The organism is Aquabacterium lacunae (assembly GCF_004310865.1).
Lineage (GTDB): Bacteria > Pseudomonadota > Gammaproteobacteria > Burkholderiales > Burkholderiaceae_C > Aquabacterium > Aquabacterium lacunae.
This window is the reverse complement of the sequence record NZ_SIXI01000006.1, coordinates 52,273-65,009: the sequence shown is the minus strand read 5'-3', so window position 1 is coordinate 65,009 and position 12,737 is coordinate 52,273. Positions and strand designations below refer to the sequence as shown.

Annotated in this window: 11 protein-coding genes and 1 tRNA gene; 4 read left to right on the top strand and 8 right to left on the bottom strand. The window is 64.8% G+C overall.

The window, feature by feature from the left end; all coding sequences use genetic code 11:
* Positions 1 to 9: 9 nt before the first annotated feature.
* The 8 genes from kdsA to cysS all read right to left on the bottom strand — a co-directional run bounded on the left by kdsA (position 10) and on the right by cysS (position 8,869).
* Positions 10 to 864 carry a 3-deoxy-8-phosphooctulonate synthase gene (gene kdsA, locus EYS42_RS14000; protein WP_130968818.1) on the bottom strand — a complete coding sequence of 285 codons (855 nt, stop codon included), beginning with the start codon at positions 862 to 864 and terminating at the stop codon, positions 10 to 12.
* A gap of 47 nt (positions 865 to 911) precedes the next feature.
* Positions 912 to 2,564: a CTP synthase gene (gene pyrG / locus EYS42_RS13995; protein WP_130968817.1), complete on the bottom strand. Its 1,653-nt coding sequence runs from the start codon at positions 2,562 to 2,564 to the stop codon at positions 912 to 914.
* Positions 2,565 to 2,742: 178 nt separating this feature from the next.
* Positions 2,743 to 2,835 (bottom strand) — tRNA-Ser (locus tag EYS42_RS13990).
* 78 nt (positions 2,836 to 2,913) lie between these two features.
* A complete protein-coding gene (locus EYS42_RS13985) occupies positions 2,914 to 4,170 on the bottom strand; it encodes an aspartate kinase (protein ID WP_130968816.1) in 1,257 nt (418 codons plus the stop codon).
* Positions 4,171 to 4,321: 151 nt separating this feature from the next.
* Positions 4,322 to 5,713, bottom strand: coding sequence for a tRNA lysidine(34) synthetase TilS (gene tilS / locus EYS42_RS13980; RefSeq protein WP_165456795.1), 1,392 nt, complete (start codon positions 5,711 to 5,713; stop codon positions 4,322 to 4,324).
* A 1-nt stretch (position 5,714) separates the two neighbouring features.
* Positions 5,715 to 6,686 (bottom strand): acetyl-CoA carboxylase carboxyltransferase subunit alpha, encoded by a 972-nt coding sequence (locus tag EYS42_RS13975; RefSeq protein ID WP_130968814.1) that lies wholly within the window; start codon positions 6,684 to 6,686, stop codon positions 5,715 to 5,717.
* Positions 6,687 to 6,788: 102 nt separating this feature from the next.
* Entirely contained in the window at positions 6,789 to 7,481 is a 693-nt protein-coding gene (locus EYS42_RS13970; protein WP_130968813.1) for a DNA-3-methyladenine glycosylase family protein, read from the bottom strand.
* Positions 7,481 to 8,869, bottom strand: coding sequence for a cysteine--tRNA ligase (gene cysS / locus EYS42_RS13965; RefSeq protein WP_130968812.1), 1,389 nt, complete (start codon positions 8,867 to 8,869; stop codon positions 7,481 to 7,483). Before cysS ends, EYS42_RS13970 begins: the two co-directional genes overlap by 1 nt.
* 304 nt (positions 8,870 to 9,173) lie before the next feature.
* On the opposite strand from cysS, the gene EYS42_RS13960 reads away from it, so the two are divergent.
* The 4 genes from EYS42_RS13960 to EYS42_RS13945 are packed head-to-tail and all read left to right on the top strand — an operon-like array spanning position 9,174 to position 12,735.
* Positions 9,174 to 10,259 (top strand): nuclear transport factor 2 family protein, encoded by a 1,086-nt coding sequence (locus EYS42_RS13960; protein ID WP_130968811.1) that lies wholly within the window; start codon positions 9,174 to 9,176, stop codon positions 10,257 to 10,259.
* Positions 10,259 to 11,665: a L,D-transpeptidase family protein gene (locus EYS42_RS13955; RefSeq protein WP_165456794.1), complete on the top strand. Its 1,407-nt coding sequence runs from the start codon at positions 10,259 to 10,261 to the stop codon at positions 11,663 to 11,665. The genes EYS42_RS13960 and EYS42_RS13955 overlap by 1 nt, the downstream gene beginning before the upstream one ends.
* The gene (locus EYS42_RS13950; RefSeq protein ID WP_130968809.1) at positions 11,662 to 12,231 is read left to right on the top strand and encodes a peptidylprolyl isomerase; all 570 of its coding nucleotides are present in this window, start codon (positions 11,662 to 11,664) and stop codon (positions 12,229 to 12,231) included. The genes EYS42_RS13955 and EYS42_RS13950 overlap by 4 nt, the downstream gene beginning before the upstream one ends.
* Before the next feature lie 3 nt (positions 12,232 to 12,234).
* Entirely contained in the window at positions 12,235 to 12,735 is a 501-nt protein-coding gene (locus tag EYS42_RS13945; RefSeq protein ID WP_130968808.1) for a peptidylprolyl isomerase, read from the top strand.
* Positions 12,736 to 12,737 lie beyond the last annotated feature (2 nt).

Below are 12,737 nucleotides of genomic sequence, written 5' to 3'. Positions count from 1 at the left end.
TTTTACGGGTCAGTTGAAGTCGGTTTCCAGGAAGCCGCTCTTCTTGGTGATGCTGTCGAGTTCGACCAGGGTTTCGAGCAAGGCCTTCATGTGCTTGAGCGGCACGGCGTTGGGGCCGTCGCTCCAGGCCTTGGCCGGATCAGGGTGGGTCTCCATGAACAGGCCCGCCACACCGGCCGCCACGCCGGCGCGGGCCAGCACTGGCACCATCTCGCGGGCACCGCCGCTGGAGCCGCCCAGGCCGCCCGGCTTTTGCACCGAGTGGGTCACGTCGAACACCACCGGTGCGCCCGACTTGCGCATCTCGGCCAAGCTCGTCATGTCGGCCACCAGGTTGTTGTAGCCGAAGCTCACACCGCGCTCGCAGGCCAAGAAGCGGTCAGGCGACAGGCCAGCTTCCTGCGCGGCAGCGCGGGCCTTGTCGATGACGTTCTTCATGTCCCAGGGCGCCAGGAACTGGCCCTTCTTGATGTTGACCGGCTTGCCCGACTTGGCCACCGCACGGATGAAGTCGGTCTGGCGGCACAGGAAGGCCGGGGTCTGCAGCACGTCGACCACGCTGGCCACTTCGGCCACCTGCGATTCGTCGTGCACATCGGTCAGCACCGGCAGGCCGGTCTGGCGACGCACCTCGTCGAGGATCTTCAGGCCCTTGTCGATGCCCAGACCACGGGCGGTGGTGCCCGAGGACCGGTTGGCCTTGTCAAAAGAGCCCTTGTAGATCAGCGGGATGCCCAGGGGCTTGCAAGCCTCCTGCAGGCGGCCCGCCACCTCCAGCGACAGCTCCAGCCCCTCGATGGAGCAGGTGCCAGCGATCAGGAAGAAGGGGTGCTCCAGGCCAGCATCAAAACCGCAGAGTTTCATGGGTCAACCTTTGTGAGATTCAGGCCGTGAGATTCAAGCCGTGGGGTTCAAGCCTTGGCCGCGGCCTGGTGGTCCAGCGCCGCCTTGATGTAAGCCTTGAACAGCGGGTGGCCGTCCCAGGGGGTCGACTTGAACTCGGGGTGGAACTGAACGCCCACGTACCACGGGTGCACGCTCTTGGGCAGCTCGACCATCTCGGTCAGCTTCTCGCGCTGGGTGATGGCCGAGATCACCAGGCCAGCCTCTTGCAGCTTGTCAAGGTAACGCTCGTTGGCTTCGTAGCGGTGGCGGTGGCGCTCGGTGACCACGTCGCCGTAGATCTCGTGGGCAATGGTGCCGGGCTTCACGTCCGAGCTTTGGGCGCCCAGGCGCATGGTGCCGCCCAGGTCAGAGCTGGCATCGCGCTTTTGCACGGTGCCGTCGGCGTCCAGCCACTCGTCGATCAGGGCGATGACGGGGTGCGGGCCTTGCGGCTCGAACTCGGTCGAGTTGGCGCCAGCCAGGCCGGCCTTGTGGCGGGCGTACTCGATGGTGGCCACTTGCATGCCCAGGCAGATGCCCAGGTAAGGAATGCCGTTTTCGCGGGCGTACTGGGCCGCGATGATCTTGCCTTCCACACCGCGCTTGCCGAAGCCGCCGGGCACCAGGATGGCGTCGTACTGCTTGAGCGTGTCAGCGGTTTCGGGCGTCAGGGATTCCGAATCCACGTACTCGATGTTCACGCGGGCATGGTTGTGGATGCCGGCGTGGCGCAGAGCCTCGTTGAGCGACTTGTACGAATCCGACAGCTCGGTGTACTTGCCGCACATGGCGATGGTGACCGCACCCTTGGGGTTCTCGACCTCGTAGACCAGGTTGTCCCAGCGCGACAGGTCGGCGGGCTTGGTCTGCAGCTGCAGCTTGGTGCAGATCAGGTCGTCAAGGTGCTGCTCGTGCAGCATGCGCGGCACCTTGTAGATGGTGTCGGCGTCCCACACCGAGATCACGCCGGACTCGGGCACGTTGGTGAACAGCGAAATCTTCTCGCGTTCATCGGCCGGGATGGCGCGGTCGGCACGGCACAGCAGCGCATCGGGCTGAATGCCGATCTCGCGAAGCTTCTGCACGGTGTGCTGGGTGGGCTTGGTCTTCAGCTCGCCAGCGGCCGCAATGAACGGCACGTAGGTCAGGTGCACGAAGGCGGCATTGCTCGGGCCGGCCTTGAGCGACAGCTGACGCGCGGCTTCCATGAAGGGCAGCGATTCGATGTCGCCCACGGTGCCGCCAATTTCCACGATGGCCACGTCGACCGCATCGGGCGTGCCGACGCCGGCGCCACGGCGCACGTAATCCTGGATCTCGTTGGTGATGTGGGGAATGACCTGCACGGTCTTGCCCAGGTAATCACCGCGGCGTTCCTTCTCCAGCACCGACTTGTAGATCTGGCCGGTGGTGAAGTTGTTGGCCTTCTTCATCCGGGTGGTGATGAAGCGCTCGTAGTGGCCCAGGTCCAGGTCGGTCTCGGCACCGTCGTCGGTGACGAAAACCTCGCCGTGCTGGAAGGGCGACATCGTGCCCGGGTCCACGTTGATGTACGGGTCGAGCTTGATGAGGGTGACTTTGAGGCCACGCGATTCGAGAATGGCGGCCAGTGACGCAGCAGCGATGCCCTTCCCGAGGGAGGACACCACACCGCCGGTGACGAAGACAAACTTGGTCATTGCGCAAAAGCGCCCGCTGATGGCGGGCGCTGCGGTGGTAAAGCGAAATTATACGGGCTGAGGCCTTGCTTGCGACATGAACATGACACGCAAGCGAGGGCCCCGGCAGGACTTTGCATCGCCCGATGCGGGCCCCAACGAAAAAACCCCTGTGACAGGTCACAGGGGTTCATCGTTCTGGCGGAAACGGAGGGATTCGAACCCTCGATGCAGGTTTTGCCCACATACTCCCTTAGCAGGGGAGCACCTTCGGCCTCTCGGTCACGTTTCCGGCGAAGACTCGCAGTATAGAACAGAAATCTGATCAATCCGGCGAGTGACGCATGAAAAACAACGTCAGCTCAGGCGATCAGGCCTTGGCTTCGTCCAGGCCGAAAGCCTTGTGCAGCGAGCGCACGGCCAGCTCCATGTACTTCTCGTCGATCACGACCGAAGTCTTGATTTCGCTGGTGGTGATCATCTGGATGTTGATGCCTTCGTCCGACAGCGTCTTGAACATGGTCGAAGCGATGCCCACGTGACTGCGCATGCCGATGCCCACGATCGAGACCTTGCAGATCTTGGGGTCGCCCACGATTTCACGGGCACCCAGAGCCGGCTGGACCTTGCCTTGCAGCAGCTCCATGGTCTTGGCGTAATCACCGCGCGGCACGGTGAACGAGAAGTCGGTCTTGCCGTCGTGCGACACGTTCTGGATGATCACGTCGACGTCGATATTGGCCTCGGCGACCTTGCCCAGGATCTGGTAGGCGATGCCAGGGGTGTCGGGCACGCCGACCACGGTGATCTTGGCTTCTTCGCGGCTGAACGCGATGCCGGAAACAACGGCTTGTTCCATGTTCTCGTCTTCCTCAAAACTGATCAGGGTGCCCGACTTGGCTTCGGTGTCCAGGTCGATGTCCCAGGGGGTGAAGCTGGACAGCACGCGGGTGGGCACGCGGTACTTGCCGGCGAACTCCACCGAACGGATCTGCAGCACCTTCGAGCCCAGCGATGCCATCTCCAGCATTTCTTCGAAGCTGATGGAGTTCAGGCGACGGGCCTCGGGCACCACGCGCGGGTCGGTGGTGTAGACACCATCGACGTCGGTGTAGATCAGGCACTCGTCGGCCTTCATGGCGGCCGCCACGGCCACGGCCGAGGTGTCGGAGCCACCACGGCCCAGGGTGGTGATGTGGCCGTTGGGGTCCACGCCCTGGAAGCCGGTGATGACCACCACCTTGCCCGCGGCCAGGTCGGCGCGCACGCGGGTGTCGTCGATGCTTTCGATGCGTGCCTTGGTGAAGGACGAATCGGTCTTGATCGGCACCTGCCAGCCGGCGTAGCTGACCGACTCCAGGCCTTCCGCCTGCAGCGCAATGGCCAGCAGCCCCACCGAAACCTGCTCGCCGGTCGAAGCGATCATGTCGAGCTCACGGGGGCTCGGGCGATCGGAGAGCTCTTTGGCCAGGCCCAGCAGGCGGTTGGTTTCACCACTCATGGCCGAAGGCACGACCACGATCTGATGACCCGCCCGCACCCACTTGGCCACGCGCTTGGCCACGTTGCGGATGCGCTCGGTCGAGCCCATCGACGTGCCGCCGTATTTGTGAACAATCAGTGCCATGTCAGACGTTGCTGAAAAATGAAGTATTTCCACCCCAGTGGGCGGACAAGCCCACGATTCTAGCCCGCGGGGGGCTCCCCGGTCCACTTGAACACTGGTGTGATCAGATGAAACCCTGCCGCCTGTTCAAGGGGCGGGCCTGAACAAAGGCTCAGCCTTGCCAGGTCAGGGCCACGCGGTCGGCCCCGGGCAGTGCTTGCGCCGCGCCCTCGATGCCCAGACCCGGCACGAAAAGCAGGCACCCGTCGGCCGACCACAGCAAGGGCGCCTCACGCGCCCAGGCGGGCACCCCCTGGCTCTGGAACTGCTTGCGCAAGCAGCGCGAGGGGCGCCCTGGCCCCATGCGAAATCGCTCGCCGCCTTCGCGCCAACGCCACTGGGCGCCGTCCAGCGCCGCACGAGGCAGGCTGGGTGCTGAATGCTCTGCCTCGGTGCCTGCCGCATGGGCGCGGTTCAGTGGCGCAGGCAGCACCTGCAGCCGCTGCCAGGCATCGGCCAGGCCTGCGCCCTGCGCGTCGCGGGTCAGGCTCAACAGCCCCCGGTACTCGCGGGCATGCACGCCCTGCCCCAGGCTCCAGCTGCGCGCGGGCTGCTCGCCTTGGCGCGCCAGCCCTTGGACCAGGGCCAGCAGGGGCGCACGCCCCACCGCGGGCCACCCCTGGGCAACACACACCTCGTCCATCCACAAACGCAGGAACACCCGCTGAAAAGACGCCCCGGGCAAGCGACGCCAGGCTTCAAGGCACACTGCACCCAGGTCGGCATCGGCCTGCGCCGTTTCGGCTGGCTGCAAGGCCAGCACCTGCCTGCGGACAGACTGGTACCAGGCCTGCTGCACGGCCAGCGCGTCGGCCGCCTGCTGGGCCACATCACACAAGGCTTCCTCTGCAGAAGGGCTGACAGCCTTGAGCACAGGCAAGGCCTCCAGGCGCACGCGGTTGCGCGCAAAGCGCTTGTCGCCGTTGCTGGAGTCATCCACATGGGCCAGGCCGAGGCGCTGAACCTCGGCGTCGATGGCCTCGCGGCTGCGTTCAAGCCAGGGGCGCTCGAAGCGCATGCCCTGCCAATCGAAAGCCGCCGGCATGGCCGCCAGACCTGCCACCCCCGCACCGCGCAAGGCTTGCAGCAGCACGGTTTCGGCCTGGTCGCGGCGGTGCTGGGCCAGCCACACCACGTGTGCACCCACGGCGACCGCCATGCGGGCCAGGGCCGCGTACCGTTGCTCACGCGCCCAGGCTTCCACACTGTCACCCACGGCCGGGCGGCCTCGCAGGCGCTCACCCTTGAAGTGAACCGGCAGGCCTTGCGCCTGCCAGGCCGCCACCTCGCGCTCAACGAAGGCCCACCACGCATCGGCTTCGGCCATCAGCCCATGGTGCACATGCAGCACCCACAGCGCCTGCGGCGCCTGGCGCATCAGGCCGCCATCCGCAGGCGCGATGCGTTCGCGCAGGCGACGAACCGCGTGATGCAGCAACGCCATCGAATCACGGCCGCCGCTGCAGGCCACAGCCAGCACGGGGCCGGGCTGCGGCGCAGTCACTTCAGTGCTCGGTGGTGTCGTTGAATCGGCCATACGACTGCAGGCGGTCGTAGCGCTGCTGCAGCAGGTCCTTGACCTTGAGGTCGCTCAACTGGCGCATGGCGTCGTTCAGGCCGCGCTTGAGGTTGGCGCAGGCCTGCTTGTGGTCGCGGTGGGCGCCGCCCACCGGCTCGGAAATGATCTTGTCGACCAGACCCAGGGCCTTGAGGCGATGGGCCGTGATGCCGAGGGCTTCGGCAGCGTCACTGGCCTTGTCCGAGGTCTTCCACAAAATGGACGCACAGCCTTCGGGCGAAATGACCGAATACACCGAGTACTGCATCATCAGGACCTGGTCGGCCACGCTGATGGCCAGGGCACCACCCGAACCACCCTCACCGATGATGGTGGTGATGATGGGCACCTCCAGGCGGGCCATCTCGAAGATGTTCTTGCCGATGGCCTCGGACTGATTGCGCTCTTCGGCCCCAATGCCGGGGTAGGCGCCGGGGGTGTCGACAAAGGTGAAGATGGGCAGACCGAATTTCTCGGCCGTCTGCATCAGGCGCAGGGCTTTGCGGTAGCCCTCAGGGCGCGACATGCCGAAGTTGCGGGCGGCGCGCTCCTTGGTGTCTCGGCCCTTCTGGTGGCCCACCACCATGCAGGCCTGCCCATTGAAGCGCGCCAGGCCACCGACGATCGACAGGTCATCTTGAAAGTGACGGTCGCCGTGCATTTCCTGGAAATCGGTGAACAGCTCGTTGACGTAATCGAGCGTGTAGGGGCGCTGCGGGTGACGGGCAATCTGTGTGACCTGCCAGGGGCTGAGGTTGGCGTAGATGTCCTTGGTGAGCTGCGTGCTCTTCTTGCTCAGGCGCTCGATCTCTTCGGAGATGTCCACGGCCGACTCGCTTTGCACATAGCGCAGCTCGTCGATCTTGGTTTCCAGTTCGGCGATCGGTTGTTCGAATTCCAGAAAGTGGCGTTTGCTCATGGCATTCATCCAGTTGGTGGCGCTGGCCGGTGGGCCCCGCCGGGTTCCGGCTGGCCGTGTGGACCAGCCCTTGGTCAGTGTTCAGTGCGGTCGGCAGCGCGATCAGTATTCCACGGGCACAGGGTCGAGGCTGCGCCAAAGATACCAAGTTCCGACGGTGCGGTACGGGGCCCAGGCCTCGGCGATGTCACGGGCCTCGGCACGCGAGACCGGCTCGCCGCTGAAGTAGTTCACGCTGATGCCCTTGATCAGGCCCAGATCATCCAGCGGCAGGACATTGGCGCGCATCAAGTGAAAGATCAGGAACATTTCGGCGGTCCAACGCCCGATGCCTCGAATGTCGACCAGCTCCTCGATGATGGCCTCGTCGCCCATGTCGGTCCACTGGTCCACATGCACCTTGCCGTCGGCAAAGTGACGCGCCAGGTCCTGCAGATAGTCGACCTTGCGCGCCGACAGACCCGCGCTCTTGAGCGTGGCCGGCGCCAGGGCCAGCATGGACTCGACCGACAGCGGCCGGCGCTCCTGCGAAGGGTCCTGCCCCAGCAGCACCAGCAGTTTCTCCCAGACCGACTGTGCAGCCTTCACCGAGATCTGCTGACCGACGATGGAGCGCGCCAGGGTGGTGAAGGCATCACCCCGGCTGTACAGCCGCGCCTGCCCATGGTCGGCGATCAGCTTGCGCATGACGCGGTCGCGCTTGGCCAGGTGCTTGCAGGCCTCGTCCCAGTACGGGGGCGTGACCGGCTGCACTTCGCCTGCGTCGGCGGGCGGTCTCAGGCTCGACTCGCTCATCAGGCCTTGACCCAGGTGGTGCCTTGGGCCGAGTCTTTCAGCACGATGCCCATGTCGGTGAGCTGCTGGCGAATCTGGTCAGCACGGGCGAAATCCCTGGCCTTCTTGGCCTCGGCACGCGCTGCGATCAAAGCCTCGATGGTCTGTGCATCCACCCCGGCACCCGCACCGCCTTGGAGGTAGGCCGTGGGCGCTTGCTGCAGCAGCCCCAGGCAGGCGCCCAAGCCTTTGAGCAAGCGGGCTGTGGCCAGGTTGCCGTCGCGGTTGAACTCGGCGGCCAGATCAAACAGCACCGACACCGCGATCGGCGTGGTGAAGTCTTCGTCCATGGCGGCCTTGAACCTGGCCGCAGCCGGGTGAGACCAGTCCACTGTCAGGTCAGCATCTTCAGGCAGCTTGGCGGCGTCCAGCGCTGTGTACAGGCGACGCAGGCCACTGCGGGCGTCGTCCAGGCCGGCATCGCTGTAATTGAACGGGCTGCGGTAGTGCACCCGCAGCATGAAAAAGCGCACCGTCTCGCCGTCGTAGCTCTTGAGCACGTCGCGGATGGTGAAGAAGTTGCCCAGCGACTTCGACATCTTCTCGTTGTCGACGTTCAGGAAGCCGTTGTGCATCCAGTAATTGACGAAGAGCTTGCCCGTGGCGCCTTCGCTCTGGGCGATCTCGTTTTCATGGTGCGGGAACTGCAGGTCCAGGCCACCACCGTGGATGTCGAAGTGCTCACCCAGCAGCGCGCAGCTCATGGCCGAGCACTCGATGTGCCAGCCCGGGCGCCCAGCACCAAAAGCCGAGTCGTACTTGGCGTCGGCCGGCTCTTCGGGCTTGGCAGCCTTCCACAGCACGAAGTCCATGGGGTCCTGCTTGCTGTCGTCGACCTGCACGCGCTCGCCGGCGCGCAGATCGTCCAGCGACTTGCCCGACAGCTTGCCGTAGCCCTGGAACTTGCGCACGGCGTAGTTCACGTCACCGTTGCTGGCGCGGTAGGCCAGGCCGTTGGTTTCGAGCTTGCCGATCAGGTCCAGCATCTGGGGCACGTATTCGGTGGCGCGCGGCTCGTGCGTGGGCGGCTCGATGCCCAGCGCGCCGATGTCGGCGTGCATGGCGGCCGTCATCTCGTCGGTCAGCTGCCGGATGGTGATGCCGCGCTCGACTGCCCGACGGATGATCTTGTCGTCGATGTCGGTGATGTTGCGCACATAGGTGACCTGGTAGCCCTGGGCCTTGAGCCAGCGCTGCACCACGTCGAACGACATCATCATGCGGGCATGGCCCACATGGCAGAAGTCATAGATGGTCATGCCGCACACGTACATGCGGACACGGCCGGGCTCGATGGGGGCAAAGGTTTCAACCTGACGCGACAGGCTGTTGAAGATACGCAAAGTCATGGGCGGTCAATTCGGTGCAGGCCCCTCAAGCAACCGAATGCAACCGCACGCAAGTGCATGATGAGGGGCGCCGAGTCAACCACCCGAAACGCAGGCTGCGCCCACCACGGCAGACACCGCAGCGCGGCCTCGATGGGCTTCAAACGACCGTTTGTCGGGTGTGGTCACTCGGCTACAATCGGACGAGTATAGCCGGGAGGCATTGGCCGGCTGGCTCGCATCAGGGTCAGTCGGCAGATGATCGCGGCCCTGGCGCTGTTATCCTCACCCGCAGTTTCGACCCACCCTTTCACCTTCTGAACCCATGCGAGTTGTTGCGCCCCCCTTCGGAGCCCGTCTGTCCGCCCTCGCCGCGCGCTGCCTGGCCATTGCCGTGATTGGCCTGAGCAGCCAACTCGCCGTCGCCGACGACGTGGCCGATGTGCAGAAGCTGCTGTCGGCTGGCAAGAACGTCGAGGCCCTGCAGAAGGCCGACCAGTTCCTGGCGGGCAAGCCTCGCGACCCCATGATGCGTTTCCTGCGGGGCATCAGCCTGTCGCAGGCCAACCGCACCGCAGAAGCCATCACCGCCTTCCAGAAGCTCACCGAAGACTACCCGGAGCTGCCCGAGCCCTTCAACAACCTGGCGGTGCTGTACGCGCAACAAGGCCAGTACGACAAGGCCCGCAACGCCCTTGAAATGGCGATCCGCACCAACCCCAGCTACGCCACAGCGTATGAGAACCTGGGCGATGTGTACGCCAAGCTGGCCAGCCAGGCCTACTCCAAAGCCCTGCAGATCGACACCCGTTCGGCCGTGGCCCCCAAGCTGGCCATGATCCGTGACCTGTTCCCGCGTGACCGTGGCACCAACGTGGCCACCGCTGCGCCGGCGCCCGCTCCCACGCCGGTGGCTGCCGCGCCGGCGCCGGTGGCTCAGCCCAAGCCTGTGCCGGCACCGGCCCCCGTGGCTCCCGCCCCCATTCCTGCGCCTGCTCCGGCACCCGCACCTGCCCCGGTCGCACAGCCCAAGCCGGCACCGACACCCGCCCCGGTCGAAGCCAAGGCAGACGCTCGCGAACGCGAAATCGAATCGGCCGTGCGCGCCTGGGCCTCTGCCTGGTCGGCCAAGGACATGAACGGCTACCTGGGCGCCTACGCCAAAGACTTCGACGGCGACAAAGGCAGCCGCAAGGCCTGGGAACAGGAACGTCGTGAGCGCATTGTCGGCAAGCGCAGCATCACCGTCAAAATCTCCGACCTCGACATCAAGGTCGACGGGAACAAGGCTGTGGCCCGGTTCCGTCAGGACTACCGCGCCGATGGGCTCAACATCAGCGGGGGCAAGCGCCTTGACCTGGTCCGCGCCGGTGGAGAATGGGTCATCGTGAAGGAATCTTCGGGTTCGTGATGGCAGGTTTCGGTTCGCGCCAGCGCAAGTGGTCGGCTGGTCGATTTGTGGCACTGGCGCTGGGCGTCAGTGCGCCTGTGCTTTTCTGGGCCGCCACCACCTACGCCCCCGACAACTGGTCGTGGCAACACCTGACGCAGCCTTTGGCGGCGGTGAATGCCGCCGAACGGCAGTTTGACGGCACGGCCCAGCAGGCCGAACAGCGCACACCATCGGCCACAAGCACAACGCCGGAAGTCATGCCCAAGGCGCCGCCGCCGCTGGGCACCCGACGTCCGCTCAGTGAGGTGCCCAATGACGGGTCGCCGGAAGGCCGCCTGCTGGAGGTTTACCGTCTGATCGGTGAGGGGAAGATGCGGGAAGCGCTTGCGCGCGCCCAGAAGCTGACCCAGGACATTCCCAACTTCCAGCTGGCACAACTCACGTACGGCGACCTGCTGTTGGCGCAAACCATGCCGCTGCAGACGGTGGGCAATGCGCCCAGCACCTTGTCGGACAAGGCCTCCGAGCGCATCGGCCAGCTGCGCACAGAAGCGTTGCGCCGCATTGCCGCCCTGCAAGAGCGTCCGCCCGTGGGCGCAATCCCCAAGTCATTCATCGAGTTGCCCGCCAGCACCCGGCATGCCATCGCGGTGGATGCCAGCCGTTCGCGCATCTACCTGTTCGAGAATCGAGGCAATGGCTTGCAACTGGTCGACGACCACTACGCCTCGATCGGCAAGCTGGGCGCCGAAAAAAGCGTGCAGGGTGACCAGCGCACCCCGATCGGCGTGTACTACATCACCAGCCGTCTGGAGCCGAGTCAGCTCACGGATTTTTATGGCGCCGGTGCCCTGCCGCTGAATTACCCCAACGAGCATGACAAGCGCCTGGGACGAACCGGCAGTGGCATCTGGGTGCACGGCGTGCCCAGCGACAGTTATGCCCGCAGCCCGCAAAGCACCGACGGCTGCGTGGCCTTGGCCAATCCCGAACTCAAGGCCATCATGGACCGCGTGCAACCACGCACCACGCCGGTCGTGATCGCCCGGCAACTGGAGTGGGTCGAACCCCAGGCCCAGGAAGGCGAGCGCCGCAGCCTGCGCAACCTCATCGAAGGCTGGCGCGTGGCGCGCAGCAGTGGCGACATGAACCGCCTGCTGAACTTCTACTCGCCCAAATTCAGCAGCGGCGCCAAGGACCTTTCTCAATGGCGCCAGCAACTGTCGCAGGAGGCGGGCACAGGCCGTGCGCGCAACCTGCAGATCAAGGACCTGGCCATTCTGGCCTGGCATGACCGTTCTGACCTGATGGTCGTCACCTTCGGCGAAGTGGCCGAAAACCAGACCACCGGCGTGATCAAGCGCCAGTACTGGACCAAGGAAGACGGCCTGTGGAAGATCTTCTTCGAAGGAGTGATCGGATGACCCGTACCCTGCCCCAACGTTTGGCGCTGGGCGCCCTGGCCGCCCTGGCCCTGGCCAGTGGCGTTCAGGCCCAGAACGTGCGCCTGAGCACCACGCAAGGCGACATCGTGCTCGAACTCAACGCAGCCAAGGCCCCCAAGACGGTGGCCAACTTCGTACAGTACGTCAAAGATGGCCACTACAACGGCGTGATCTTCCACCGCGTGATCGACAATTTCATGATCCAGGGCGGCGGCATGCTGCCTGACATGTCGGAAAAGTCGACCCGCGCCCCCATCCCGCTGGAAAGCCGCAACGGTCTGAACAACCAGCGCGGCACCGTCGCGATGGCGCGCACCATGAACCCGAACTCGGCCACTGCCCAGTTCTTCATCAATGTGAAGGACAATGGCTTCCTCGACGCTGCCAACTCGCAAGACGGCAACGGCTATGCGGTCTTCGGCAAGGTGGTTCAGGGCATGGACGTCGTTGACAAGATCCGCAAGGTGCCCACTGGCCAGCGCGGCATGCACGGCAACGTGCCCCTCGAACCCATCGTCATCAAACAAGCCACCCTGGAGAAATGATCCATGGCCCAGAAAGTTGAATTCCAGACCACCGCCGGCGCGTTCACCATCGAACTCGACGATGACAAGGCCCCGGTCACCGTGGCCAACTTCGTGCAGTACGTCAAGGACGGTCACTACGACGGCACCATCTTCCACCGCGTCATCAAGGGCTTCATGGTCCAGGGCGGCGGCTTTGAAGCGGGCATGAAGCAAAAGAGCACCCGCGATCCGATCCAGAACGAAGCCAACAACGGCCTGAAGAACGACAAATACACCGTGGCCATGGCCCGCACCAGCGCGCCGCACTCGGCCAGCGCTCAGTTCTTCATCAACGCCGTGAACAACGACTTCCTGAACTTCAAGTCGGAATCGCCGCAAGGCTGGGGCTACGCCGTGTTCGGCAAGGTCGTGGCCGGCACCGATGTGGTCGATGCCATCGAGAAGGTCAAGACCGGCCGCAAGGGCTTCCACGACGACGTGCCCGTGGAAGATGTGGTCGTCACCAAGGCCACGGTTCTCTGAAC

Excerpts from the sequence above, each read along its gene's own strand:
- EYS42_RS13960 (WP_130968811.1), top strand. The coding sequence starts at position 9,174 with ATGCGAGTTGTTGCGCCCCCCTTCGGAGCCCGTCTGTCCGCCCTCGCC.
- cysS (WP_130968812.1), bottom strand. The coding sequence starts at position 8,869 with ATGACTTTGCGTATCTTCAACAGCCTGTCGCGTCAGGTTGAAACCTTT.
- EYS42_RS13955 (WP_165456794.1), top strand. The coding sequence starts at position 10,259 with ATGGCAGGTTTCGGTTCGCGCCAGCGCAAGTGGTCGGCTGGTCGATTT.
- kdsA (WP_130968818.1), bottom strand. The coding sequence starts at position 864 with ATGAAACTCTGCGGTTTTGATGCTGGCCTGGAGCACCCCTTCTTCCTG.
- EYS42_RS13970 (WP_130968813.1), bottom strand. The coding sequence starts at position 7,481 with ATGAGCGAGTCGAGCCTGAGACCGCCCGCCGACGCAGGCGAAGTGCAG.
- EYS42_RS13985 (WP_130968816.1), bottom strand. The coding sequence starts at position 4,170 with ATGGCACTGATTGTTCACAAATACGGCGGCACGTCGATGGGCTCGACC.
- pyrG (WP_130968817.1), bottom strand. The coding sequence starts at position 2,564 with ATGACCAAGTTTGTCTTCGTCACCGGCGGTGTGGTGTCCTCCCTCGGG.
- EYS42_RS13950 (WP_130968809.1), top strand. The coding sequence starts at position 11,662 with ATGACCCGTACCCTGCCCCAACGTTTGGCGCTGGGCGCCCTGGCCGCC.
- EYS42_RS13975 (WP_130968814.1), bottom strand. The coding sequence starts at position 6,686 with ATGAGCAAACGCCACTTTCTGGAATTCGAACAACCGATCGCCGAACTG.
- EYS42_RS13945 (WP_130968808.1), top strand. The coding sequence starts at position 12,235 with ATGGCCCAGAAAGTTGAATTCCAGACCACCGCCGGCGCGTTCACCATC.